This window comes from Stenotrophomonas sp. KH_036_B (assembly GCF_057839485.1).
In genome coordinates, this window is record NZ_CM174491.1 from 2,189,424 (window position 1) to 2,213,404 (window position 23,981).

At 64.0% G+C, this 23,981-nt stretch carries 22 protein-coding genes; 9 read left to right on the forward strand and 13 right to left on the reverse strand.

The features are described 5' to 3' along the window. Positions 1 to 137: 137 nt before the first annotated feature. The 3 genes from AC3ITN_RS09935 (at position 138) to AC3ITN_RS09945 (ending at position 1,980) form a co-directional block, all read left to right on the forward strand. Positions 138 to 635, forward strand: a complete 498-nt coding sequence (locus AC3ITN_RS09935) for a YciE/YciF ferroxidase family protein (RefSeq protein WP_489392823.1) — start codon at positions 138 to 140, stop codon at positions 633 to 635. Positions 636 to 777: 142 nt separating this feature from the next. Next, positions 778 to 1,416: a DUF6766 family protein gene (locus AC3ITN_RS09940; protein WP_489392824.1), complete on the forward strand. Its 639-nt coding sequence runs from the start codon at positions 778 to 780 to the stop codon at positions 1,414 to 1,416. 15 nt (positions 1,417 to 1,431) lie between these two features. Next, positions 1,432 to 1,980 carry a cysteine hydrolase family protein gene (locus AC3ITN_RS09945; protein ID WP_489392825.1) on the forward strand — a complete coding sequence of 183 codons (549 nt, stop codon included), beginning with the start codon at positions 1,432 to 1,434 and terminating at the stop codon, positions 1,978 to 1,980. 33 nt (positions 1,981 to 2,013) lie between these two features. Here the strand turns inward: AC3ITN_RS09945 and AC3ITN_RS09950 are convergent, their stop codons facing one another. Together AC3ITN_RS09950 and AC3ITN_RS09955 are read right to left on the reverse strand one after the other, a co-directional pair. Then, on the reverse strand, positions 2,014 to 2,823 hold the full coding sequence (locus AC3ITN_RS09950; protein ID WP_489392826.1) for an OBAP family protein: 810 nt from the start codon (positions 2,821 to 2,823) through the stop codon (positions 2,014 to 2,016). Between the two features lie 505 nt (positions 2,824 to 3,328). Further along, a complete protein-coding gene (locus AC3ITN_RS09955) occupies positions 3,329 to 3,703 on the reverse strand; it encodes a response regulator (RefSeq protein ID WP_313341601.1) in 375 nt (124 codons plus the stop codon). A gap of 155 nt (positions 3,704 to 3,858) precedes the next feature. Here AC3ITN_RS09955 and AC3ITN_RS09960 point away from each other — a divergent pair, with 155 nt between their 5' ends. Further along, positions 3,859 to 5,007 (forward strand): two-component system sensor histidine kinase NtrB, encoded by a 1,149-nt coding sequence (locus AC3ITN_RS09960; protein WP_489392827.1) that lies wholly within the window; start codon positions 3,859 to 3,861, stop codon positions 5,005 to 5,007. Next, on the forward strand, positions 4,997 to 5,365 hold the full coding sequence (locus AC3ITN_RS09965) for a response regulator (protein ID WP_489392828.1): 369 nt from the start codon (positions 4,997 to 4,999) through the stop codon (positions 5,363 to 5,365). Before AC3ITN_RS09960 ends, AC3ITN_RS09965 begins: the two co-directional genes overlap by 11 nt. Positions 5,366 to 5,398: 33 nt before the next feature. Here the strand turns inward: AC3ITN_RS09965 and AC3ITN_RS09970 are convergent, their stop codons facing one another. Further along, positions 5,399 to 6,562: a zinc-dependent alcohol dehydrogenase gene (locus tag AC3ITN_RS09970; protein WP_489392829.1), complete on the reverse strand. Its 1,164-nt coding sequence runs from the start codon at positions 6,560 to 6,562 to the stop codon at positions 5,399 to 5,401. Between the two features lie 153 nt (positions 6,563 to 6,715). On the opposite strand from AC3ITN_RS09970, the gene AC3ITN_RS09975 reads away from it, so the two are divergent. The 3 genes from AC3ITN_RS09975 (at position 6,716) to AC3ITN_RS09985 (ending at position 10,104) form a co-directional block, all read left to right on the forward strand. Beyond that, on the forward strand, positions 6,716 to 7,195 hold the full coding sequence (locus tag AC3ITN_RS09975) for a DUF4126 domain-containing protein (protein ID WP_489392830.1): 480 nt from the start codon (positions 6,716 to 6,718) through the stop codon (positions 7,193 to 7,195). Positions 7,196 to 7,301: 106 nt separating this feature from the next. Next, entirely contained in the window at positions 7,302 to 8,168 is an 867-nt protein-coding gene (locus tag AC3ITN_RS09980; protein WP_489392831.1) for an SDR family oxidoreductase, read from the forward strand. A 112-nt stretch (positions 8,169 to 8,280) separates the two neighbouring features. Beyond that, positions 8,281 to 10,104: a glycoside hydrolase family 15 protein gene (locus AC3ITN_RS09985; protein WP_489392832.1), complete on the forward strand. Its 1,824-nt coding sequence runs from the start codon at positions 8,281 to 8,283 to the stop codon at positions 10,102 to 10,104. A 115-nt stretch (positions 10,105 to 10,219) separates the two neighbouring features. Here AC3ITN_RS09985 and AC3ITN_RS09990 read toward each other — a convergent pair whose 3' ends face one another. After that, complete coding sequence (locus AC3ITN_RS09990) at positions 10,220 to 10,540, reverse strand: hypothetical protein (protein WP_313341581.1); 321 nt, start codon at positions 10,538 to 10,540, stop codon at positions 10,220 to 10,222. A 736-nt stretch (positions 10,541 to 11,276) separates the two neighbouring features. Between AC3ITN_RS09990 and AC3ITN_RS09995 the strand changes: the two genes are divergently transcribed. After that, a complete protein-coding gene (locus AC3ITN_RS09995; protein WP_489392833.1) occupies positions 11,277 to 11,948 on the forward strand; it encodes a class I SAM-dependent methyltransferase in 672 nt (223 codons plus the stop codon). Here the strand turns inward: AC3ITN_RS09995 and ltaE are convergent, their stop codons facing one another. From ltaE to AC3ITN_RS10040, 9 genes are all read right to left on the reverse strand, one after another. Continuing rightward, the gene (gene ltaE / locus AC3ITN_RS10000; protein WP_489392834.1) at positions 11,949 to 12,977 is read right to left on the reverse strand and encodes a low-specificity L-threonine aldolase; all 1,029 of its coding nucleotides are present in this window, start codon (positions 12,975 to 12,977) and stop codon (positions 11,949 to 11,951) included. A gap of 102 nt (positions 12,978 to 13,079) precedes the next feature. Beyond that, positions 13,080 to 13,436: a hypothetical protein gene (locus AC3ITN_RS10005; RefSeq protein WP_313341572.1), complete on the reverse strand. Its 357-nt coding sequence runs from the start codon at positions 13,434 to 13,436 to the stop codon at positions 13,080 to 13,082. Next, positions 13,424 to 13,873: a hypothetical protein gene (locus AC3ITN_RS10010; RefSeq protein WP_489392835.1), complete on the reverse strand. Its 450-nt coding sequence runs from the start codon at positions 13,871 to 13,873 to the stop codon at positions 13,424 to 13,426. The genes AC3ITN_RS10005 and AC3ITN_RS10010 overlap by 13 nt, the downstream gene beginning before the upstream one ends. A gap of 52 nt (positions 13,874 to 13,925) precedes the next feature. Continuing rightward, positions 13,926 to 14,468, reverse strand: a complete 543-nt coding sequence (locus AC3ITN_RS10015) for a hypothetical protein (protein ID WP_489392836.1) — start codon at positions 14,466 to 14,468, stop codon at positions 13,926 to 13,928. A 213-nt stretch (positions 14,469 to 14,681) separates the two neighbouring features. After that, positions 14,682 to 16,067 (reverse strand): NAD-dependent succinate-semialdehyde dehydrogenase, encoded by a 1,386-nt coding sequence (locus tag AC3ITN_RS10020; RefSeq protein WP_489392837.1) that lies wholly within the window; start codon positions 16,065 to 16,067, stop codon positions 14,682 to 14,684. 413 nt (positions 16,068 to 16,480) lie between these two features. Beyond that, positions 16,481 to 17,086, reverse strand: a complete 606-nt coding sequence (locus AC3ITN_RS10025; RefSeq protein WP_313341502.1) for a hypothetical protein — start codon at positions 17,084 to 17,086, stop codon at positions 16,481 to 16,483. 188 nt (positions 17,087 to 17,274) lie between these two features. Further along, the gene (locus AC3ITN_RS10030; protein ID WP_489392838.1) at positions 17,275 to 17,880 is read right to left on the reverse strand and encodes a hypothetical protein; all 606 of its coding nucleotides are present in this window, start codon (positions 17,878 to 17,880) and stop codon (positions 17,275 to 17,277) included. A gap of 77 nt (positions 17,881 to 17,957) precedes the next feature. Beyond that, positions 17,958 to 21,782 carry a M48 family metallopeptidase gene (locus AC3ITN_RS10035; RefSeq protein WP_489392839.1) on the reverse strand — a complete coding sequence of 1,275 codons (3,825 nt, stop codon included), beginning with the start codon at positions 21,780 to 21,782 and terminating at the stop codon, positions 17,958 to 17,960. A gap of 256 nt (positions 21,783 to 22,038) precedes the next feature. After that, positions 22,039 to 23,976 (reverse strand): hypothetical protein, encoded by a 1,938-nt coding sequence (locus tag AC3ITN_RS10040; protein WP_489392840.1) that lies wholly within the window; start codon positions 23,974 to 23,976, stop codon positions 22,039 to 22,041. Between the last annotated feature and the right edge of the window lie 5 nt (positions 23,977 to 23,981).

Genomic DNA, 23,981 nt, shown 5'->3' on the forward strand with positions numbered 1-23,981 from the left:
GGGCCGCGCGTTCGCCGGCGGCGATCACAATCCAGGTGGCTTGGTTAAGAAATTCTCAGCGCTCAAGGGCCTCCCTTCACGCGTCTTCGGCGAGGCGGGCGGCAAGGTATTGCCTCACCCCAGCAGAGGACCAATAGATGGCCATCAAAACGCTTGAAGAGCTGTTCGTTCACGAGCTGTCCGACATCTACAGCGCTGAAAAGCAGCTGACCAACGCCCTGCCCCGCTTGGCCCGAGCCGCAGAAAACCCGGACCTCGCGGCGGCTTTTGAGACCCACCTGGAAGAGACGCAGGGACAGATCGAGCGCATCGATCAGGTCGTTGAAGTGCTGGGCATCCGCCTAAAGCGCATCAAGTGTGCCGCGATGGAAGGGCTGGTTGAGGAAGGCAAAGAAGTCATTGATTCGGTTGAGAAGGGCCCGGTGCGCGACGCTGCGCTGATCGGCGGCGCCCAGAAGGTGGAGCACTACGAGATCGCCTCCTATGGCACCATCGCAGCGCTCGCCAAGCAGCTCGGATACAAGGACGCGCTCCCGCTTCTTCTTGAGACCCTGGACGAAGAGAAGGCAACGGATGAGAAGTTGACGCTCCTGGCCAAGTCCGGTGGGAATGCCAAGGCAGCCCAAGCGGCGTGAGGTAGGACCATGGAACGCGACCAGAAAGCGTCCGGATCCAGCCGGTAATCCGGGGAGCGGCACTGGCTGCCGCTCCTTCACCGGATTTCTCCACCGGCGGGACTAACGTCGGATAGCTAGCTTAACTCTGGGCCGTATCGGAATGTGGAAACGCAACGGTTTATCGATCGTGCTGCTCTTTTTGCTTCTCTGCTTCCTGGGAGGGCAGGTGTGGACCGGCTTCCTGGCACACAACCAGGAACTTGCTGACGCACACCGAGCGCCGTTGGACCTGTGGGACTACCTGCAGAGCGGGCACTTCGTCATCGCCACGTTTGAGAACTGGGAGAGTGAGTTCCTCCAGATGGGCATGTATGTCCTGCTGACTGTCAGCCTGCGTCAAAAGGGCTCCGCTGAATCCCGACCACTGAACGAGGCCGAAGAAGAGGAGCGCATTGAGTCTGGCCCTACCCCTTGGGCCGTTCGCAAAGGCGGGCTCTGGAAGACCTTATACGGCCACTCCCTGGCGATCACCTTCGGTGCGCTTTTCCTGTTGAGCTTCTCGTTGCACCTTGCGGGCAGCTGGCGTGCGGAAGTCGATGAACAGAGGGCCCTTGGGCAGCCCACGCCGACGTGCTGGGAACACCTTTGGAGCAGCAGCTTCTGGTTCGAGTCGTTCCAGAACTGGCAGAGCGAATTTTTGGCTGTGCTCGCGTTGGTCATCTTGACCATTTTCCTGCGCCAGAAGGACTCGCCCCAGTCGAAGCCGCTGGCTGCACCGCACAGTCAGACGGGCGATTGAGGAGCCGGAGCATCCATGAGTCAGCCCACCCCTGCTCTTCTGATCATCGACATGTTCACGCTGTTCGACTTCCCCGAAGCTGACCAGGTGAAGCCCAACGCGTTGAAGGCCGCCGGGCAGATCGCTGTCCTCGCGCGGCGCTTCCGCGAGCGAGGTAACCCGGTGATTTATGCAAATGACAATTTTGCCAACTGGCAGATGGACTTCAAAGAACTGGTGAGTCTCTGTCTGGCGACGGAAGGCGAATCGTCAGTGATCGCTGAAGTTCTGCAGCCGCAGCTTGGCGACTACTTCGTGCTCAAACCCAAGCACTCGGCGTTCCTCGCCACCCCGCTTTCCGTGCTCCTGGCCAAGCTTGGCGTGAGCGAGCTCGTCATTACAGGAATGACCGCCGAGTCATGCATCGCCGCCACCTGCTTCGACAGCAACGCGAGGGAATACCACACGATCGTGGTGCAGGAAGCGGTGGCCGGCATTGGCTCCAGACGAACGACCGCATTACGGCTGCTGGGTGACTCCAAGGCGGCGAATGTCCTCAAGCTGGCGAGTTACCTGCGCCGCTGAAGGGTGTTTCTCAGACCCCTTGCCGACTCACAGCTATTGTTCGGTAGAGCCATTGGACGTTGCGTTCTGGTCGGGGCTGGAAGGCGCCTTGATGTTACTGCCGGCGTCGTGAGCGTGCGCACCCGTCGGGTCTTGAAGCTGGACCACCCTCCCCTGTTGCCAGGCGTCTGCTCCCGGGTCTATAGCGGGCTCGGGGATATCGGCGCGGCGTTTCCGTTTGTCCTCGCTGCTGACCCCCAGCCGTGCATCCCGTGCTGCCACCATCGCGGGGTCGGCTTGGCCATCGGCGGTAAAGCCCATCATCAACTGCGGCATCCCGCGCGGCAGGTCTTTGTCCAGGTCGGTGTGCCAGGTGTGCCACGTTTTCCCATACGTGTGGATGAGCTTTTCCATGAACTCATGCTCGGCCACCTCCGGGATCCCTGGTGCGATCAGCTGCCCCGATTTCACTTCATGGACGTGGCTGTGCCAGAGCGCCTTCTCCTGCTCAGGGAGGCCAGCGAACAGCTTCTCACTGATGATGTATTCCACCCCCATCAGCTTGGCGTCTTTCACATTGCCGTCGTAGATCGTGCACTGAATGACATCCTCGTTGAGGATGGAGCAATAGTGATGCGCTTCCATCTGAGCGTCCATCCGGCCGCTATAGAAATGGAAACCGTCCAGGTAGGCATTGATCGCGGCAATTGGCGGGCGATCCTGCAGCAGCGCCGCGCCGGCCTCCAGTGCCTTGGTCTTGGCCGTCTCATCGGCCCCCGGGGCTTGCACGCTGGACTCGGTGTTGCCGCCTCCGCAGGCGGCCAAGGCGAGAGCGGCTGTGGCGGACAGGATGGATCGACGCATCGCGTTTAGGTCACTGTACAGCGGGCGCTGGCGTCGCCCTGAACGTGGGTGCTCGGATGGGAGCGGGTTCGTAGGCCATCTCGCCTGCAGTCGCGATCAGTTCCAAGAGGCGAGCGGCAACGGGGCCACCCTCTTTCCGCACGCCGATGAAGTGGACCCATGAGCCCTCCACTTCCACTCGAGTTCCTTCAAGATCCGTGGACCGGCTGACCAGTGCTCGCAGGTTCTGGATCCAGGTCTCGCAGGGGACCGCGTCCAGCTGGACCACGGTAGTGGCATCGCCCACGTAGAGATCCGCCATTTCCATCCGAGTTACGCGGGGCGTTGCGGCGCGGAACTGTGGGTAAGCACTCATAAGATCCTCCTGGCAGATATCTGAAGACAAATATCCGCTTGGCGGAGGGCACGGCGCGTCACTGCGGCGTCAAGGGATCGTCAAATCCGCCTCTAGCCAGTCAGCGATTGATTCGTGACGGCGGAGCGGAGCCGCTCAACAACGAAGCGGTCAGGCAGATGCCGCCGGGTGGAGCTCAGAGATTGCGCGCCGGATATCCTTGAGTCGGAACGGCTTCTCCATGACGGGCGTACGGTTGAACCTCTCAGGGAACTTCCTCACCCCAAAGCCCGTGGTGAACACAAACGGGATCCCGCGCTCCATCAGCACGTCCGCAACAGGGAAAGACTCTTGGCCATGCAGGTTGACGTCCAGCATCGCCACATTGAAGGCTTCGCTTTGCGCTCGCTCCAAGGCCTCTGGCAGATACTCTGCTTTCTCCCCTACGGCGTAACCCAGGCTTTTGAGCGACTCCTCCAGCACATACATCAGGCTGGGTTCGTCCTCGACCAGGAACACGCTCACCGGGCCCGCCTCGTCCATCATGCAATGCCTCTTTCGCCAGCGTGATAACACCGAGCACTCAGTGTGAACGACTGTCCATCTGTATGTGTAAAGACGGGATCAACGCGAGGCTGCGGTGCCGAATGTTTTACGATTTCTTTACAAACGGTGCTTTAGGGTGACCCGATCCGGGGAGGATGGCCGTGACAGAGTTGCAACGCCCCAAAGACGCCTTGAACGACGAGAGCCGGCAGTTCGCTCTCCTGGTCAACTCCGTTACCGACTATGCGATCTACATGCTGGACGAGCATGGCGTGATTCGCACTTGGAACCCCGGTGGTCAGAGAATCAAGGGCTACACCGCCGATGAGGTGATTGGCACCAGCTTTTCCCGCTTCTACTTGCCCGACGATGCCGCAGCAGGCGTCCCGCAACGCAACCTGCGAACGGCCGCCACGGAGGGCCGGTGCATCGAGGACGGATGGCGGGTTCGGCGAGACGGTTCTCGTTTCCTGGCGAGCGTAGTCATCGATCCCATCTGGGTGGAAGGCGTGCTGGTTGGATACGCCAAAGTGACACGCGACATCACCGAGCGCCACGACGCGCAGGAACGGCTGCAGCAGGTTCAACACAGCCTGCTGCAGGCGCAGAAGATGGAAGCCATCGGCAAGTTGACTCTCGGTCTGGCCCATGACTTCAACAACCTGCTGACCATCATTGTCAACTGCCTCGACCTCATCAGCGTGCGCGTGAAGGACGGGCCCGCTGCCAAGCTGATTGAGACGGCCCTCCGCGCGGCCGAACGGGGGGCGCTACTTTCCCGACAACTGCTGACATTTGGCCGAGGACAGAAGTTGTCCCCTGAACGTTTGAATGTCACCGCAGCGCTGCGCGAATCCCAAGAGCTCCTGCAACGCTCCGCGGGTGACGCGGTCAACGTTGTTTTCGACCTCGATGAAGATCTTCCCCTGGTATTCGTCGACAAGGCCCAACTGGAGGCAGCGGTGCTCAACCTGGTGTGCAACAGTCGGGACGCCATGCCCAAGGGCGGCACCATCACGATCGCTGCGCGCGTGCAGGAAACACAGGATCCTGCCTCCGAAAACCACGCGCCGGAGCCCCACGTCTGCCTGACGGTCGAGGACGATGGCGAGGGCATCCCAACTGACAAACAGGCACGGGTCTTCGAGCCGTTCTTCACGACCAAACCGGTAGGACGCGGCAGCGGTCTGGGCCTGAGTCAGGTGTTTGGGTTTACCAAGCAATCCGGGGGATTCCCTCACCTGAGCAGCGTTCCGGGCGTAGGCACCCGCATCGTGCTTTGTTTTCCAATCCATGAGCCTTGAAATGCCCATCAACATATTGTTTGTTGAAGACGAAGACGATCTGCGCACCGTGGTGGTTGAAGCGTTGGCCGATCAAGGATTCGTGGTCACCCCTGCGTCCGATGGCGTGGAAGCCATCGCTCATCTCAGGGGTGACATACGGTACGCAGTGGTCGTGACGGACGTGAGCATGCCAGGCGGTGTATCCGGCCTGGACGTCGCTGCGGAGGTTGCCCAGGCACAGCCCAACGCCCAGGTATTGGTGGTATCAGGCCTGCAACGTTCGCAGCTCCCACCCATCCCTTCGTCCATGCGTTTTCTGCCCAAGCCCTACCGCTTCAAGCAGCTGATCACGGCCATCCACGAGCAGCTCTCGTAGCCGAGCGCGCCGCCGCCACGCCCTGGTCATGTGTCAGGGGATGAGGATCACCTTGCGGCAGTCCTCCTCCTTACGGTCGAACAGTTCGTAGCCGCGGGCGGCTTCTTCGAGCGGAAGACGGTGAGTGATGATCACGCCAGGGTCGAGCGCGCCTTCCCCGATGTAATCGAGCAGCTCGGGCATCAGACCCTGCACGTGGGTCTGGCCCATCTTGAAGGTCAGGCCCTTGTCGAACGCATCTCCAAGCAGGAAGCCATGCAGATCGCCGGAATAGACGCCGGGGATGCTTACCGTGCCGCAGCGGCGGGTGGCGGCGATGCACTGGCGGATCGCCACCCCGCTGCTGCCTTCCACCTTCAGCGTGGTCAACGCCGATTCAAGAGCGCTGCCTTCGGCTTCGAAGCCGACTGCCTCAATGGACGCATCCACGCCGCGCCCATTGGTCTGGGTGATGATGTATTGCGCAGGGTCCTCGATCTGACTGAAGTCCACCGGGGTTACGCCGTACGTCTGCGCGGCGAAGGCCAGCCGGTAGGCCAGATGATCGACCATGAAGATGGTCTCAGCGCCCAACAGGCGACAGCACGCGGCAGCCATCAGTCCGACCGGGCCGGCGCCGAAGATGGCCACAGTAGATCCCGGCTTGACGCCCGCGTTGATCGCGGCCTGGTAGCCGGTTGGCAAAATATCCGACAAGAACAGCACCTGTTCGTCGGGCAGCGCGTCCGGCACGCGCAGCGGGCCCACGTTTGCCTGCGGAACCCGCACGTATTCAGCCTGCCCGCCTGAAACGCCGCCGTATAGATGGCTGTAGCCGAAAAGTGCCGCCGGCGGGCGGATGCCCTTCTGGTTCAGTGCCGCGCCCTTGCCGGTGTTGGTTGTCTCGCACGCTGCGTGTTCAGCCAGCTTGCAGTGGAAGCACTCGCCGCAGGCGATGACGAACGGCACCACGACCCGGTCGCCCGGCCTCAGATCGGTCACCCCACTGCCCACCTCCTCCACGACCCCCATGAATTCATGGCCCAGCACGTCGCCGGTATGAAGATCAGGAATCTTGCCGCGGTAAAGGTGAAGGTCCGAGCCGCAAATGGCCGTCGCGGTGACGCGCAGGATCAGGTCATCGGGCGCAGCCAGGGTGGGATCGGGAACGGTGTCCACCCGGACGTCTTTTCTGCCGTGGTAGGTCAACGCGCGCATTGGGGCTCCTCGTGACGTGATCGATGCACCTAGAGATACCCGTCACCGCGTCCCCGGTCGGTGACTGCAGTGTAGTGAAGATGTGCAGCCCGCCAAGACGCCGTGCTCATGGTTACAGGCCCAGCATGCACATTTTCGACTCAGGAGAACGAGATGGCCTTGATCCATTCGATATTGATGGGCGCAGTAGCCGGGATGCGCGCGATGACCCCGTTGGCTGCGGTGACGAACGCCGCCCGCAGCGGCAACCTGCCGGCCGATAACGGTGCGCCGCGCCTTTTGTCCAACAACCTCGCGTCGGCAGGAATGCTTGCGTTGGCAGGCGGTGAGCTCATCGGCGACAAGATGAAAACGGCCCCTGATCGGATCGTGCCGGCGGGGATGTTGGCGCGCGTCGCTACCGGGCTGATTGCCGGCGCGGCGTTGGCTCCGCATCGGCAGCGAAAGCTGGGCGCGCTGTTGGGGGCCGGTGCTGCCGTTGGTATGGCCTACGTGACCTTCAACCTGCGCATGCGCGCGATTGCCCGCTACGGCCAAACCAGTACCGGGGCCGTGGAGGATGCGATTGCCGTGGGAAGTGCCGCGCTGATCACTCAGTCCGCAAGGGGCGCCAAGCGGAGAGGACGCCGCTGATTGGCTTTGTCCAAGGCCCTGCACAAGCCATCCACATCGCAGGGGCGCTCTGTTTACCCGCACATTCGCAGACTGGCGTTTCTTCCACCCCATAGAGGCTCCCTCGATGCCAGTGCCCAACTACCCGAAGCCGCCCTTCAAAGCTCAGCAGCAGTCGTTTCCTGGCAAGACCGACAAGCTCGACCCCCGGCCAGACCACGGTGAGGAGAGCTACGTTGGCCACGGCCTTCTGAAGGGCAAGAAAGCCCTGATCACCGGCGGCGACAGTGGTATCGGTGCCGCAGTGGCCATCGCCTACGCCCGCGAGGGCGCCGACGTGGCGATTGCGTTTCTTGAGGGGGAGGAAAAGGATGCTGCCAGCATTGGCGCGCTGATCGAAGCGGCGGGTCAGAAGGCCGTCCTGTGCCCCTGCGACATCAGCGACGACGCCCAGGCTGCGGCGCTCATCAAGCAGGTCACGGCCGAACTTGGCGGCTTGGACATCCTGGTCAACAACGCTGCGTACCAGCGCTATTACGAGTCCTTCGACGACATCACCCTCGAGGACTGGCGCAAAACGTTCGAGACGAACGTGCATGCAGTGTTTAATCTCACACGCCTTTCCGTGCCACACCTGCAGGACGGCGGCTCGGTGATCAACACTGCCTCGGTCAACTCCAAGAAGCCCACCCCCAATATCCTGCCCTACTCCGCTACCAAGGGCGCCCTTGCGAACCTCACCATTGGTCTTGCGGGCCTGCTCGCAGAGAAAGGCATCCGGGTCAATGCAGTGCTGCCAGGCCCGATCTGGACGCCCTTCATTCCTGCCGGCATGGCCGCGGAAGAAGTGGAGCAGTTCGGTAGCCAGACGCCTTTCGGTCGACCCGGCCAGCCAGCCGAGCTCGCCTCGGCTTACGTGATGCTTGCGGCCGACAGCGCCAGCTACACCTCCGGCGCACTGCTCACCGTCTCCGGCGGTGCCGTCACCCTGTAACGCGCCTGGCTCTCTCCTCCCCGAGGACTCCAATGACTTCTCTCAATCCATACGACACGCAGAAGCCGCTGACCCAGCTTCCCAGCGGTACCACCGGCGGCACGCTGCTTCCGTGACCGCTGGTGCCAGCAAGGCCGGCACCGTTGCTGTCGAGCGCGACGCGGACGGGTATGCCCCCATCCACTCCTATGCCGCCATCGGCGATGGGCGCTCCAGCGCGCTCATCGCCCCCGATGGAAGCGTTGACTGGTGGTGCGCGCCCTGCATGGACGCCCCGCCCTTGCTCGACCGTCTGCTTGATGAATCGGCCGGCGGTCGCTTTGTCCTGCACGCCCGGGACGCTAAGGAAGTGCAACGGCGCTACCGCGATAACAGCAACGTCCTGGAAACGCTCGTCCGCACCACGACCGGCTTGGTACGTGCGACCGAGTCGCTCAACAGCGGCCCGGCCGGCCGCTTGCCTTGGTCCGAGCTGGCCAGGCGGTTGGAAGGCCTTGAGGGAGAGGTGACCTTCGACCTGCACTACCTGCCAGGCACCCGAGCCGGCACCTGCACGCCGTGGATGAGCGACACCCCCAACGGGTGCGTACATCATGCCGGCCCCGTGATGACGATGCTGCGCTATCCCGACAGCGCGGAGATCACCCAGTGTGACGACCGTGAAGTACGCGGCAGCCTCACCCTTCGGCCTGGTGACAGGCACATCGTCGCGCTGCTGGCCTCGCAGGACGAAGTGCTACCCGTCCCTCCCTTGTCCGATATCGATACCCGCATCGATCGCTCCGACCGGGAGTGGCGTCAGTGGGTGGACGACCTGCACTGCGGTGTCAGCCGCCACGCCGAGGTCATCCGATCAGCGCTGGCGCTGAAGTTTCTGTGGTTCGCCCCCACCGGTGCCATCGCCGCAGCTGTGAGCGCCTCGCTGCCGGAACGCATCGGTGGCGACAAGAACTGGGACTATCGATATGCCTGGGTGCGCGACGCGGCCTACGTCATCAAGACCTTCCTGCGCGTGGGCGCCCTCCCCGACGCCAAGGCCGGCTTCAGCTGGCTGATGACCACCATTGGTCGCCATCGCCCCGGGCTTGCGCCGTGCTACTCCCTTCGCGGCGAGCGCGTCGAGAAGGTACGCTGCATCGACGTGCCGGGCTACCGCAACAGCCAACCGGTGCGCGTGGGTAATGCGGCCTCTGAGCAGCTGCAGACCTGCGCCTACGGTGACGTTCTGGAGATGGCGAGCCGGATGATCGAAGCAGGCCACATCCTCGACCCCACCACCGCCCGCCTGCTGTTTGAGCTCGCCGACGAATGCGCCGATACCTGGATGCGCAAGGACAGCGGCTTCTGGGAGCTGGGAGACGCGCAGCACTACACAATGTCCAAGGTGGAATGCTGGATGGCCCTACGCCGGGCCTGTGAACTGGCCGAAGCTGGCCACATCACCACCGCGCGTCTGCCGCGCTGGCAGCGCGAGAAGGAGCGCATCCTGGCCTGGGTCGACGAGCACTGCTGGGATGAGGCAAAGCAGAGCTACGTGATGCACCCCGGCACTGACCGCCTGGACGCCAGCCTCATGTTGGCCTCGCGTTTTGGCCTTGCTGAGGTTCGGCGGGAGCGCTTCATATCGACCCGGGAGGCGATGCGGCGCGAACTGTCGGATGAGAGCGGCGATCTGCTTTGGCGTTACAGCGGCATGCAGGACTGCGAGGGAACGTTCATCAGCTGCGCTTTCTGGATGGTGGAAGCTTACGGACTGTTGGGCGAGGCAGATGAGGCCAATCGCTTGTTCGGATCGTTGGTGGTCCGTGTGCAGAACGACGTGGGCCTGATGTCGGAGATGTGGGACCCGCAGGCAGAACAGGGGCTGGGCAACACCCCGCAGGGCCTCAGTCACTTGGCCTTGGTGCATGCCGCGTACGCCGTGGATGGTGAGTAGCTTGGCCGAGAGCCGCCCGGACTGATGCGGGTGGCGAGCCGTGGTTGATCATGCCGTGCGGGGTTTATGAGGAGCGTCCCGGGGCGACGTTGCCGCCGCCCCGCTCTGGCCTGACTTACCCAACCGGCCCGAGCCTCCAACTGGCCCCAGTCTTCTCAAACCGGACCATCGCTTTGGACAGCGCGTCCGGCGACGGGTCTGCCGCCAGGACAAACACTTCGCGTCCGATACCCAGGTACATCCGCGTCCCAGGCTCGATGCCGAGGTCACGCATCCACAGGCCCCGCGTCTTCAGACAGGGCACGGTCGGGCAGCCGGGATACGTCTCTAGTCCGTCGTGATGAAGTGCATTGATCATTACGCTCTTCGGCGCGCGCCAGAAGCGCTTGCGGAAGGCCTGTTGCTCGGGGGTCAGGCTCGCCCAATCGTCGTGCATGATGCTTCTCCTCTGTGTTCTCCCTCGCCGGGATGGCGAGGGAGTCGGGAGGTTCAGAACCGTGAAACAAACAAGACGGTGCGACGTGTTTCCACGAGGGTGTTGTATTCCGCCACCCTCCCGACACAGGACGTTCAACATGCAATGTTTGTTTCGGGTTCTGACACCCAGGGCACACCATGCGACAGACGTGACGGTACTGGAATTCGACGCCGCCCGGTCGCGGTTCACGGCATCAATGGGGTTGCGAAACGGAATTTCGCGAGCAAATCATTTCGTCAAAATCCTTGTACCGGCACGCAGTTACCAAGGCAGCAGGTCCCACTTCCAGCCCGTTCGGTCGCAACCCAAATGTTCGCCAAACCACCGGCAACACTGTCGCTCCCAACCCGCACCGCGCAACAACAGCAAGATCCTGCAAACGCCCTCCCCCACCCTGCGTTACGCTCCCACCCAGTAACTGGCACGGAGCAGCAAGGCCGCTACGCATGAGACAGCGATCCAGCAGGCCAGAGTGCTGTTTGACTCCGCGCTTCGGTAGGCGCAGGAAATGTAAGAGGCACCGTTGCGTGACACTTCCTGGTCGATCTCGGACTTCGTTCGAGGTCATGCGCTACCTGGTGTTGATGGGTTCAGTGCGGTCGTCTGGCAACCGACCCTACCCGGTCGCGGTGCGTGTCCGTCGTATGTAACAATTGCAGTTACATATAAATGGACCCACGCGGGCTGAGTATCCATGTCGACGTTCAACGACCCCTTCGCAGTCAGCAGTTATCAGCAAACCGCCCAAGCCAAGGTGCCTGGCATGGCGGCACTCCATCGCATGACGCACATTCTGTTGGCGGAATCCGTTCCGCCAACGGGCGAGGTGCTGGTGCTGGGTGCCGGGGGCGGGCTGGAGCTCGACGCCTTTGCCCAGGCGCAGCCCGGCTGGCGATTTGTCGGCGTAGACCCTTCACCTCCGATGCTGGACCTTGCACGGCATACCCTGGGCGCGAACGCCTCGCGTGCTGTGCTGGTGGAGGGGCTGATTGAGGATGCGCCGACCCGCGAGTTTGACGGCGCTACATGCCTGCTCACCCTGCACTTCCTCGACCCCGATGCGCGGCTGAAAACCCTGCGTGGGTTGTTCCAGCGCCTGCGGCCTGGCGGCGTGCTCGTGGTAGCTCACCACAGCTATGCACCTGAAGCACGCATGCGCTGGTTGCGGCGCTCGGCAGCGTTCGCGTCTGCAGGCGGCGTTCTGGACGAGCAGGCCGAAGCGTCGATTGCGGTTATGGCGGAGAAGCTTCCGGCCATCTCCGCAGCCGACGAGGTTGCGTTGATGGAGGCTGCCGGCTTCACGGACGTGGAGCTGTTCTACGCCGCCCTTAGTTTCCGGGGCTGGGTCGCGCGCCGGCCTCTTTGATTACCCCGCCACCACGCTCCGGATCACCGAGACGGTCTTGTCGATGGCGTCCCGGTCGATCTGCCAATGGGTCACCAGGCGCATTTTGCCGCCGTACGCACCGTTCGCCCGGATGCCGGCTGCTTCCAGGATCTGCATCAGCTGCGGCATGTCTACCCCGCCGGGGAGCGCGAACCACACCATGTTGATGTGGACGTCGTCCATGTCCACCTCAATGCCCGGCACGTCGGCCAGCTGCTGCGCGAGGTACGTTGCGTTGTCATGGTCCACATCCAGCCGGTGCGTCATTTCGGTGAGCGCCAGAATGCCTGGCGCGGCAATCACGCCGGCTTGCCGCCACCCTCCTCCCAGCAGCTTGCGGTTGTAGCGGGCGCGCTTGATGAAGGCGGCCGGCCCCGCCAGGATCGAGCCGACCGGTGCGGCCAGGCCCTTGGAGAGGCAGCACATCACCGTGTCCACATGCTGGGTAATCTCCTTTACGTCGCACCCCAGGTAGGTGGCGGCATTGAACACACGTGCGCCGTCCAGATGGATGGGAACGCCGTGTTCCCGAGCGATGGCGGCGGTGGCCTCCATCGTGGCCAGCGGTATCACGCGGCCGTTGCCGTGCGCGTTTTCCAGGCAGATCAGCCCGGTGCGGGGGATGTGGATGTCCTCCCCCACCCGGATGCGGGCCGCGATCTCGCTGGGCTCCAACTGGCCCCGGTTGCTGGCGATGGTGCGCAGCTGGACGCCACTGATCACCGCCGCAGCACCGTTTTCGTGCCAGACCAGGTGCGAGTCGTCGCCCGCGATCACTTCGTCGCCGCGGCGGCAATGGGTGAACACCGCGAGCTGGTTGCCGAATACCCCCGTCGGAACGAACAGGGCGTCATCCTTTCCCAGCAGGTCGGCGGCAAGGCGCTCAAGCTGGATGACGGTGGGGTCGTCCTGATAGACGTCATCCCCCACGTCCGCGGTGGCCATGGCCTGGCGCATCGCCGGGGTGGGCTGGGTGACGGTGTCGCTGCGCAGATCAATCCACTGCATCTGGGAACTCGCTGAATGGGGTGGCAAGCCCGCGAGTCAGGGGGACGCGGGGATCTTGATGGAGGTTATGTTAACGAATTCCTTAAGGCCCTCAGTGCCGTGCTAGCGGCCAAGGAATCTGTGCCACCAACGGCTTAGTCCGGCAAAGGCAAGGTAGAACAGCCAGGCAATCGGAAGCGGCGTCACCAGCAGCAACAATGCATCCATCCAGTCAGGGCCAACGGCCAGCATGCGCTTCACCGGGTCGTCCAGGAGGCTTTCAAGCAGCCCCACCGTGGCAAACAAGGAAAGCATGTTGCACATGAGGAACAGCATGGTGCGTTCGAAGATCCGCCAGCCTCTGCTGGGATCGTCAATCACGGCCTCAGGCAACTTGGTGTCGGTGATCTGCGAGCAGACGATGCATCCGAGCAGACCACCTCCGATCTGGACGACTGCCACGAAACCTAAAGGCGACATTGTTGGGATCCCCATTGCGCAACCCGCCAGCAGTAGCCGCCGCAGATCGCGCCGGCAACCGCGCCCGTGGCGGGGATGGTCCAGTTCCATGCGGGCTCGCCAGCATTGACCACTATGATCACCGCCTCCGCCACCACGCTGGTGAGGAAGCCGGCGCCGGTGCCCACCAAGAGGCTTCCCATGAAGCCCAGTGTGCGCCGGGAAGCCAGGAGGGCGAACATCACTCCGGCGGCGAGGGCCGGGAGCGCGCCCACCACGTAGCCGCCAATGATGAAAACAACGACCATAAGGATCGTGCCGCGGCTGAAGAATTCGGACAGCGGCACTGGATGCTCCAACCCCAGATGAACCTGGATGAACATGCAGAGGCCACCCATCACCGGGCCGAGCGCGAAGAAGATGAGCGTGTTGCGCCTTATCGTGTCCTTTTGACTCATGGCTCTGTCCTTGCTGCTGTGTCCAATACGGTGGGCCGAGGTGGCTTCGCGTCTACTGGGTGTAGTAGAGGCACCCTGCCACGGCGGACGGTCCATGATCGGCGTCGATCCGCGAGGTTATCAATGCCTTCACCTCGATGCCATCGCCTTCGGCTTCCGGCGCTGACTCGACAATACGCATCCCTCCAGGGCTACCCTGCCCCGTGTCCGGTTCAATGCCCATGGACTTGGCAAGGTCTGCGCCGATCGCTGGGTCATCGAAGGTGGCGACCACGGAACTACGCGACAGTATCAAGCGCGTGGTTGGATGGCCGAAAATGAGCACGGGTTCGGTGAGCTGCATTTCCGCCAGGACACCGGAAATATTGCCCAACGCCGCGCCGTATTCCCCTGCTTCGCGGGCGACCGGTTGCCAGCCTGCCGAGGGCTCGCGGCTGGATGCGACGTCGCGCAGCTCATAGGCCAATGTGCGGAACGCTGGGCGGTCGGCCTTGCAGGTTGCTAACGCTACTGCGCGATCGATTTGGTCCTGATTGGGGGTGGTGTTGCGGGCTGGTTCTGCTGCTGATGCCATGGGTGCCAGGGCTAGTGCCATGCCGATGAGACCGAGGGACTTACACCATTCGCTTGCGATCAATTTGTAATGCTCTCGTTCTTTATGAGCGCCCCTGCGGGACGTCTCTTCGGGCAGCCACGCATGGCGTGGCACTACGCTTCTTCGTGCACCGGCCAATGCGCGCGGTGCACGTGATTGTAAGCGCTTCTGGCACCGTGCCGCAGAGCCGGTCATTGGCGCCGCAGTCAACCGTCAAGCGGCAGCCGGAATCTTGATCGACTTGACGTTGACGAACTCCTTCAACCCTTCTGGACCATGCTCACGGCCGTAGCCCGATGCCTTTACCCCACCGAACGGAAGCGCGGGCGATGCAACATCGAAGGTGTTGATGAAGATCATTCCGGTATCGAAGTACTTGGTGGCCAGCTCGCGGGCGCGCTTCACGTCGCGGCTGAAGATGCCGCCGCCCAGGCCATAGCGGCTGTCGTTGGCAATGCGCAGCGCGTCCTCGTCGTCCTTGGCGCGGATGATGGCCGCCGCAGGGCCGAACAGCTCATCTTCATACGCCACCTGCCCCGGTGCGACGTCGGCCAGCACGGTGGCCGGATAGAACCAACCGGTGCGGTCCGGCACTTCACCGCCCACCAGCAGGCGGGCGCCTTGCGAGACGCTTTTTGTGACCTGTTCGTGCAGCTTGTCGCGCTGCGCCTCGGAGACCAGCGGGCCCAGCTGGGTATCGGCGGCGTTCGGGTCGCCCATCGTGATCGCCTCGAACTTGCTGGCGTAGGCGCCGACGAACGCATCGTAGTTCTTCTCCGTCACGATGAAGCGCTTGGCATTGACGCAGGTCTGCCCGTTGTTGAAAAGACGTCCTTTGACGCAGGTGTCGACAGCCAGATCAAGGTCGGCATCGTCTAGGACAAGGTAGGCATCGTTGGAGCCCAGCTCCAGCACGGTCTTCTTGAGGGCTGCGCCCGCCTTGGCTGCCACGGTGCGCCCTGCGGCCTCGCTGCCGGTCAAGGTCACGGCCCGGACCAGATCGTTCTCCACGATGTCGTTGGATTGGTCGTGGCTGATCAACAGCACGCCGAACAGGCCCTTGGGCAGCCCGGCACTTTCGTAGATGTCACGGAGCAGCAATCCGCTCCCGGTGCAGCTCTCTGCGTGCTTGAGCAGGACACCATTGCCGGCCATCAGGCTGGCGATGGAGTAACGGATGGCCTGGTAGGCCGGGAAGTTCCAGGGCTGGATGCCGTAGACGACGCCGATGGGCGAATGGGTGACGATGCCGGTGGCACCTTCGACATCGCGCTCCTCGTCCGCCAACGCTTCAGGGCCCTGCTTGGCGGTGTAGTCACAGATGGCTGCGCACAGTTCTACTTCGGTGCGGCTGTCTTCGATGAGCTTGCCGACTTCGCGGGTCATGAGTTGGGCGAATTCTTCCTTGCGATCGCGAAGTGCTTTGGCGATGGCGGAAACCACCTTTGCGCGCTCTTCCAAGGAGCGCAGGCGCCATTCCAGGTAGGCGTTGTGGCTGGATTGGACTACGGCGGCGGCTTCTTCGTCCGACATGTACGAATAGGTGGCAATCACTTCTTCGGTCAGTGGGTTGATCGTGGTGAGCTGTTTCTTGGTCATGGAGAGGCTGCACTTCATGGGGGAGGAAATGGACGGGTGAGCGTTGCACCGTCACGGTTTCCATGCAGTGAAGTGTTGAGTGGTGTGCGTCACGTGGGATTCACTGCGTTGGCTGCTCGCCCGCACGCCATCTCGCTGCGGGGAACAACGCCGCTGGTAGGGTCGGTTCCCAAACGACTGCCCTGAAACCGTCAACACCCGGTAACGCATGACCCTTGAACAGAGCTTTCGCGGTCCGTCAGGCACGTTGGTCGTGGGTTCTTCCAGATGGGGGGTTGGGCACGCAGCGCTTCGTTTAATGTCATGCGTTACCGGGTGTTGATCGTCTGAGGGCAGTCGTCTGGGGACCGACCCTACCGTTGACTCCCCCTGCCCCGAGCATGTAATTGGCCATTGCGTGATGGGGTGACGCACTAGCAGTTGGTTTTCCAGGTCGTTGAGATCGACTTGTACTTTGCCGAGGCCCGGCGCCAGGCCATTTCTTTGTACTGCTCCCGGACCATGGGCGACATGTGTGTCGGTTGAATGTGGGTCAGCAGATTTGCGCGCCTGCCAATCAAGCCCGGTTGCAGGGGCACGACACGCCACGCTTCCCCGCCGACCGAAATGTATTGCACGTACGGCGATGCCGGGCGGCCCATGTCGTACCACTCGCCGCAGAACAGGTAAGTGGCCACAACCGACCACGTCGATGTGGCCCGGTCGTAGTCCATGACGACCGGAATCAGGCTTGATCGCCACACGGGCGGTTTGACATCCCCGTCCGTGTGCGGGATCCGCACCGTGGTCTCCCCGGGCTCCCAGCCCGTTGGGCGCATCGCCATATCGCGCAACATGGTCCCTTTCGCGGTGCGCTTGACCACGATCAGTCGGCCGTCGGATAGCCGCACTTCCTCTTTCCACGACTGACTCATGCGACTGCAGCTGGCGCTCGCCAGCACCAGCGTACACAGCAGCGTCAGACCCAAAACGCGTACCAAGGCGTTTCGAGTGGTGGTGAACGCAAGGACGTTTGTCATGCCATGCCCCTTATGCCGGTTGGGTGAGACAGCGAAATCTGGTCACGTCAGATCAGGTGCGGGCGTTTCGTTGAGGTCATGCGTTACCGGGTGATGATGATTTCAGGGCAGTCGTCTGGTGACCGACCCTGCCGTTGACCTGCCTTGCCCCGAGCATGTAATTGGCCATTGCGTGATGGGGTGACGCACTAGCAGTTGGTTTTCCAGGTCGTTGAGATTGACTTGAACTGTTCCGGGGCCTGGCGCCAGTTCATTTCCTTGTACTGCTCCCGGACCATGGGCGACATGTGTGTCGGTTGAATGTGGGTCAGCAGATTTGCGCGCCTGCCAATCCAGCCCGGCTGCAGGGGAACGACACGCCACGCTTCCCCGCCGACCGAGATGTACTGCACGTACGGCAAAGCCGGGCGACCCATGTCGTACCAGGCGCTGCAGAACAGGTAAGTGGCCACGACCGACCACGTCGATGAGGCTCGGTCGTAGTCCATGACGACCGGAATCAGGCTTGATCGCCACACGGGCGGTTTGACATCCCCGTCCGTGTGCGGGATCCGCACCGTGGTCTCCCCGGGTTTCCAGCCCGTTGGGCGCATCGCCATATCGCGCAACATGGTCCCCTTCGCGGTGCGCTTGACCACGATCAGTCGGCCGTCAGATAGCCGCACTTCTTCTTTCCACGACTGACTCATGCGACTGCAGCTGGCGGTCGCCAGCACCAGCGCACACAGCAGCGCCAGGCCAAAGGCGCGTACCAAGGCGTTTCGAGTGGTGGTAAACGCAAGGACGTTTGTCATGCCATGCCCCTTATCCAGGTGTGGTGAGACAGCGCAATCGGGCCACGGCGGGATACGCTCCCGCCATGACCAGTACCTCAGATCAGGTGCGGGCGTTCGCTGCCGAACAGCAACCGGTTGGCTCCCTCGCGCCACACCGCCGGGCACGACTTGCCGCGCAGCACGGCCGCAACGGTATAGGCATGGCCACGATTGCTCGGGCTGACCCGGCCCAGCACTGCCTCTGCCTGCTGCACGCTGGCGTTGGCCCGCACGGCGTCAACGAACGCCACCATGCGCGCCGCTTCGTCGGGATTGGTAGACAACAGCACGGCCTTGCGCCAGGTTGCCTCGTCGCGGCCGTGCCGCAGCGCCAGCGCCCAGGTGGCCCACACCGAATCCGGATCGATCCCCTGCTCCGCCGTCATCGCCATGGCCTTTTCGACGTATTCGCTCGGCGCGCCGTCGGACGCGGCGACCATGCGAATCATGCGCGGCAGCAGCTCGGCGTCAGGCTGAGCCAGCTGCACCGCCTGCTCGTACTCGCCCTGGCCAAGCTTCAGATAGGCTTCGTAGGGCGAACCCACGGCGTCCTCGCTGTCGATGGCGAGCATGTTGGTCAGCAGCGAAGACTGGCCAGCCAGCGATTTGAGCTCCGCATTGCTGGCGCCCAGCATGCGCTTGACGCGCGCCAGCTCCAGCGCCACGTACTCCGACGTTGCCGGCGCCGTCGCCGCCTGCGACCAGGCTTCGTTGGCGCCCGCCCAGTCGCTGCGCGAGGCCAGCACGTAGCCGGCCGCCTGGGCAAACCAGGGCTCCTGCGGCCAGCGGCGCTGTCCGGCCAGGAACGCCTCGTCCTGCGCCGGGCCATCGGCCATGCAGCGCACGGCCAGATAGGCCAGTGAGGACGATTCCGGCTTGCTCGCCGCCATCTGCGTCTGGCGTTCGCACGCCGCGGCGGGTGTCTGGCCGATATGCAGGTCCTGCTCCATTCGCAGCGCAGCGACGTCTTCGGGGTAGCGCTTCAGCCGCTCAGCGATGAGGCCTGGCAGGATGTCCGGGTCCCGCGCCGCCATGGCGAGCCAGGTGGTCAGGTTCCGCGAGCCGGGTGCATCCCAGCGCGCATGCGCCAGGATCATGGCCTTCATCTGCTCGTCGTCGCCCACCAGCTCGATCTGCCGGCGCGGCGCCCGATCGCCCATCGCCGTCACTACCGAGCGCGTGCCGCCATTTTCGTAGCTCTGGGTCTGGATGGTGCTGGGCGGTTCCTGCAGCACGAAGTCGGCATCGGTGGCCGACCAGCGCTGCGTACCCAGCATGCGGTCCGGGTTGCCCTTTGCGCCGCCATATTCCGCCCACCACTGGACCATCGGCGCTGCACCGGCCACGTTGTAGGTGAAGTGGGAGCGACCGGTCATGCGTTCACTGTCGAAGGACTCGATCAGCTCCCCGTCCGCAGTGTGGGTGACCACCTTGTGGGCGATGCCGGGCTCCACGTCCAGGGTCGCGCTCTGCAGCGGCTCCAGCGCGACGGTGTTACCGTCGAGGGTGACCTGCACGGGGATGCCCAAACCGTTGTACAGCGACACCGTGGCGGTGCCGGTCAGCATGCCGAACACGAGCACACCCACGACAATCGCCGCCGCTGCGGATGCGCGGGCGGCGCCGGCGGCCCAGCCATCGGCCGTCTGGAACCTGTCCCACCAGCCCAGCTTGGTCTGCAGCTTGCGCTCCTGGCCGGGCAGCAGCAGCGGATAGCCCTTGGGGGGCTGCGACGGGGCCGGCGCAGCGGGCGCCAGCTCGGTCGACTCCAGGCGCTCCACCACGGCATCTTCGTTGGCCAGCAGGGCTTCCAGCGTCGCCGCGCGCAGCTGTGACAGCGCACCGCAGGTATGGTTGACCCAGTTGCCTGCATTGCGGACCCAGTTGTCCATGTTGCCCTGCACCGGTGCGCTCAGGCCGAGCTTGCCCAGCGCCGCTGCCAACGGCTTGCCGCCGTGGGCGATCACGGTCTCATCGATCACGCAGCTGCCGGCGGTGTCGTAGAGGTAGACAAGCGCCTGCTGCACGCGGCTGGCGGCCACGATGAGTCGGCGCAGCTCGTTCTCGGAAACGCGCTTGTCCGCGGTGACTACCTGCAGCACGTTGACGAAGAGCCCGTACCCGTCACGCAGGTCGGCCTCGGTGTGCTCACAGAAGTGCAGCAGGGCCACCTGCCCTTCGAGCAGCGCCTCCCACCCGGCCCCACTGCGGCGCGCGGCCAGCCGGTGCAGCGTGCGGCATTCCTGGTCGTGCTGGGTCACGGCCTGCCGCAGTGGCGCGATCTCCGCATCCAGTGTGGTGATGACCGGGCCGAGGCGCGAGGTGTCCAGCACCTGGTCACGCCAATGCACGCGGTTGCCCGATGCGCGAAGGTGCCCGGCGCGGGCGGCCTCCAGCGTGGCGCGCTCGTCCTCCAGCAGTTGCAGCTGCTGCAGTGCCTTGCCGTGCGCCGGCGCATACAGGGCGGCGATGCGGTCGCGCAGCTGGTCGTTGTTCAGCGGTTCGAGTGGGCCGAGGAACAGCTCGGCCGGCGTGGCGACGCCACGCACGAAGGAGCGCCGCAGGTAGGTGCCCTGGTAGCGCTGCTGCAGGGCGCGGATATCGAATTCGGCATCGAGCCGGCGCAGCGATTCCTCGCCATCAGCGAACGCCGGCGGGGTTTCGCGCAGCAGGCCGTTGGAGAGCTGGTGCTTGAGCGCGTCGGCGTCACGGAACAGCAGCATGGCCGGGCGTTCGTCGATGACCGCCTCCACATAGCGCCGCTTCAGGTTGTTCTCGCGGTCGATGTTGGCCGGGTGCGTGGACCACATTTCCGGCGCACGCACCATGGCCTGGCGGAACACGCGGTGCTGCTCACGCTCACGCTCGGGTAGCTGCGGCGGCTCGGCATACAGGGGGTCGGGCGACACCCGGCGCAGGTTGGCCAGCATGCGCGTCTGCACGGCGAACAGGTCGGCCACGGCATGGCCGGCAGCGAATTCGCGCGAGGCGAAACTGAGCGTCCTGCCCCAGGCATCGTCGGCCGCGCCAAGGCGGTGCAAGGCATGCACCAGGGCATCGCTGCCGGCCAGCGAGGCGGCCACCAGGTCGGCCTGGTACTCCATCTCGCGCGACAGGGCGCGCTCGGACAGCGCCACCACGCTGAAGGCGGTGTCCACCAGCGAGCGGATGGCCCAGACGATCAGCGACAAGCTCCAGCCAATCCAGGCGATGCGGAAGTCCAGCCGCGACACGGTCGCCAGAATGGTGTCGAGCGCGTCGCGCCGAGCCACCAGCTGGCTGGCGATCTGGTGGGCAACGTATACCCACCGCCCCACCGCCATGGTGCGCTGGGCGAAGTGGCCGAATTCGTGGGCCAGCACGGCCTTGAATTCGCCCAGGTTCAGGGCGTTCACCAGCGGCAGGCCGATGTCCAGGTTCTTGCGCGAGGGCAGCAGCAGGTTGACCAGCGAGAGGTCGTAGAAGACGCCGGCGTTGACCCGCGGCGACAGGTACACCCGCTTCGGGCGCGGCGCGCCGGCCTCGTCGGCCAGGCGGTGCAGGAAGGCGAACAGCTCGGGCTGGTCGGCCGGCTTGAGTTCCATGTCCTTGGAGGTCTGCCCGCGCTTCAGGAAGACCAGCCCCTTGGCCATGAACGCGACCAGGAACACGGAGAACCCACCGACGAGGACATTGGCAAACGCGTTGCCACCCTCCCCGGCCAGCAGGGTGCGGAACACGCGGTAAGCGGTCCAGCCAAACCAGCCCATCAGGGCGAAGTAGGCAAAGGCGAAACTGAGCAGACCGGCCACCGCCAGCCACGCATGGCGGCGATAGGCGGAGCTGGGTGCGGTGAGTTGCGCAGGCACGGCCGACGGCCCCGCCGGATAGAGCGAATCCATTATGTACATCCCCCTGTTGTCCTGCTCCGTGCTGACCCCCGGACATTACACGGAGTTTACCTGGCGTCATGCCCGGTCCCGGAGCGATTGTGCACGTTGTTGAGGCGCCGCGCATCTACCCGCAAACCGTCGATGGGCGCCGGAACATTCGATGGTAGGGGTGCGTCCCAATCAACTGCCGGGGTGGTGATTACCCCTTTGAGGCATGACCTCGAACGCAGGCAGCGCGTTTTGATGTGAGGTCATGCGTTACCGCTCAATCGTTGGTGGTTGCGGCCATTGCGGCTCTGATGTCGTCCGGAATCGTGCAATGGGTGCCGTGGCGTCGCGCGGGCCCCGTGAGCGGTTCAATCACGCCGCCTTTGGCCTCGCTTGTTCCGAGTTTGCATTGCATTGAAAGGAACAGGGTTCGGCCGTTGCGGTCCACCCATTGCTGCCCGAAGTACTCTCCATCCGCCCGCTCGAAGGTCGGGCCGATCAGCTCCGTCAGCGACCCTTGATTGGGGAGGCTGCGCAGCACCGGGCTGTCGTTCATGGAGGCATTCAACCAGCTGGCGATGACCGAGCCATCCATGCGACGCAAGGTTGTCATCCTGCCCGGCGCGTCATTGGCGAGGTAACGCGACGTCCACAGGCGATCCTCGCCCCAAGGGGTGATCGCGGTGTATCGCGCCGGCAGCCGTTCGATTCCCTCCGCGTCCATGAAGCCGTAGTAGCCATCGCGCAGGAACACCACGCCGCCTGGCAGCAACGCCTCCGCATACCTGATGGTCTCGCCGACGAAGCGCTGGCGCTTTACGTGATACAGGCGAAACCCTTCCTCGTCGCTGCGTACCAGGAGCAATGCGCCATCAGCGCTGACCTGGTCGATCCAGGTGCCCTTTGGCAGCAGGTGCTGGCCAAGCCCGGCGTCGAGCCACAGCCGTGGCTGAGATTCGCCTTCCAGTGTGCCGAAGAAGCCTGTGGCCTCGGCGCTGAGTTGGCTCAGCGGCGGCGTCTGGACCAGCAGCGTTCCTCTGCAGTCCACCAGGGTCTCCTGCCCGTCTTCCGCTATCGCCTGCCTCAGCTCGGGACGCCCCTCCACCTGTTTCCACGCGTAGGCCGTGAATGGCCCGAGCACGTTGCCATCCGCATCAACCAGCTTGTCACCGGCATCGCCCATGGCCGTGCGCCATACACCTGGGCAGACCTCCTCGCCTTTGGTCGCGCCGGCGATCGCCAGGAAGCGCCCATCCGGGTACATGAGGCCCTGCACGGCGTCGGCTTCGCTTGCGAAAATGCCCTCTGCATCTTCACGGATGACGCGGTATTCGGTCGCCCAGCGCGGCCAGCGGCCCAGATCCTCAGAGGCGAGGCTGCGCGATCGCGCCGATGAGTAGCCCACCAGGTAGATAAGCGTGCGATCACCGGTCAGTTGCCCGCGCGCATCCAGTCTGCGCCACGCCCTGCCCTGCAGCCCAAGCCAGCCGCCGTTGGTGAGCGGGAGCAGATTGTCGATCCGCTCGGTCCACAGCGTGCTCCCTGCTTCGTCGCGCAATGCGCAGGGTGTGCCCGGTTCGAGATCGCAGACCAGATACTGCGCGCGGTCCGGGAACGGGCCGGCTGCCCGGAGTTCACCCCTGGCGAGCTGCATGCGCAGCTGCCCACGTGCATCGAAGATGCGTTCGCCTGCTTCCCGCGAACGCCAGCTGTAACGCTGGGGATGCGGCGTGATGGCCCACTCGCCGCTGCCCGGCTGCCAGTCCACGAAGCTGCTTCCATCGGCGTGCATCAGGCCGGTCCCCGCCTGGGACCATGCGCTGAACAGTGGGGTTGGGTCCGGGTCTTCCGGGTGGCGCTCAAACGGCGCGTCGGATCGCAGCTCGACATACGGGCCCCGCAGGGAAACCCGGCCCGTGTCATCGAACCACACGCTGCGGCTTGTGTCGAAATCCACGGCAAGCCATCGATTGGGCGCGATCTGTTGGGGGCGCCCCGGCCACTCCTGGATCAGGCGGCCCTGGTCGTTGGCGACCACGGCGGTTTCGAAACCACTGGCCTGCAGCACGAATGTCTGGGGTGCCTCCGCCCAAGCCGGCGCGATGCCGAGGGCGAGTGCCAGGAGCACCGGCGGGGCCATGCGCCGGGCACGTCTGGCGGCCCCGGTGTGCGTGGCGTGGAATCGCTGCAAGGCGTCCGTGTCGTGCTTCGTCATCCGTC

Coding starts and splice junctions, on each gene's coding strand:
- AC3ITN_RS09935 (WP_489392823.1), top strand. CDS start 138: ATGGCCATCAAAACGCTTGAAGAGCTGTTCGTTCACGAGCTGTCCGAC.
- AC3ITN_RS09940 (WP_489392824.1), top strand. CDS start 778: ATGTGGAAACGCAACGGTTTATCGATCGTGCTGCTCTTTTTGCTTCTC.
- AC3ITN_RS09945 (WP_489392825.1), top strand. CDS start 1,432: ATGAGTCAGCCCACCCCTGCTCTTCTGATCATCGACATGTTCACGCTG.
- AC3ITN_RS09950 (WP_489392826.1), bottom strand. CDS start 2,823: ATGCGTCGATCCATCCTGTCCGCCACAGCCGCTCTCGCCTTGGCCGCC.
- AC3ITN_RS09955 (WP_313341601.1), bottom strand. CDS start 3,703: ATGATGGACGAGGCGGGCCCGGTGAGCGTGTTCCTGGTCGAGGACGAA.
- AC3ITN_RS09960 (WP_489392827.1), top strand. CDS start 3,859: ATGGCCGTGACAGAGTTGCAACGCCCCAAAGACGCCTTGAACGACGAG.
- AC3ITN_RS09965 (WP_489392828.1), top strand. CDS start 4,997: ATGAGCCTTGAAATGCCCATCAACATATTGTTTGTTGAAGACGAAGAC.
- AC3ITN_RS09970 (WP_489392829.1), bottom strand. CDS start 6,562: ATGCGCGCGTTGACCTACCACGGCAGAAAAGACGTCCGGGTGGACACC.
- AC3ITN_RS09975 (WP_489392830.1), top strand. CDS start 6,716: ATGGCCTTGATCCATTCGATATTGATGGGCGCAGTAGCCGGGATGCGC.
- AC3ITN_RS09980 (WP_489392831.1), top strand. CDS start 7,302: ATGCCAGTGCCCAACTACCCGAAGCCGCCCTTCAAAGCTCAGCAGCAG.
- AC3ITN_RS09990 (WP_313341581.1), bottom strand. CDS start 10,540: ATGCACGACGATTGGGCGAGCCTGACCCCCGAGCAACAGGCCTTCCGC.
- AC3ITN_RS09995 (WP_489392833.1), top strand. CDS start 11,277: ATGTCGACGTTCAACGACCCCTTCGCAGTCAGCAGTTATCAGCAAACC.
- ltaE (WP_489392834.1), bottom strand. CDS start 12,977: ATGCAGTGGATTGATCTGCGCAGCGACACCGTCACCCAGCCCACCCCG.
- AC3ITN_RS10005 (WP_313341572.1), bottom strand. CDS start 13,436: ATGTCGCCTTTAGGTTTCGTGGCAGTCGTCCAGATCGGAGGTGGTCTG.
- AC3ITN_RS10010 (WP_489392835.1), bottom strand. CDS start 13,873: ATGAGTCAAAAGGACACGATAAGGCGCAACACGCTCATCTTCTTCGCG.
- AC3ITN_RS10015 (WP_489392836.1), bottom strand. CDS start 14,468: ATGGCACTAGCCCTGGCACCCATGGCATCAGCAGCAGAACCAGCCCGC.
- AC3ITN_RS10020 (WP_489392837.1), bottom strand. CDS start 16,067: ATGACCAAGAAACAGCTCACCACGATCAACCCACTGACCGAAGAAGTG.
- AC3ITN_RS10025 (WP_313341502.1), bottom strand. CDS start 17,086: ATGACAAACGTCCTTGCGTTCACCACCACTCGAAACGCCTTGGTACGC.
- AC3ITN_RS10030 (WP_489392838.1), bottom strand. CDS start 17,880: ATGACAAACGTCCTTGCGTTTACCACCACTCGAAACGCCTTGGTACGC.
- AC3ITN_RS10035 (WP_489392839.1), bottom strand. CDS start 21,782: ATGGATTCGCTCTATCCGGCGGGGCCGTCGGCCGTGCCTGCGCAACTC.
- AC3ITN_RS10040 (WP_489392840.1), bottom strand. CDS start 23,976: ATGACGAAGCACGACACGGACGCCTTGCAGCGATTCCACGCCACGCAC.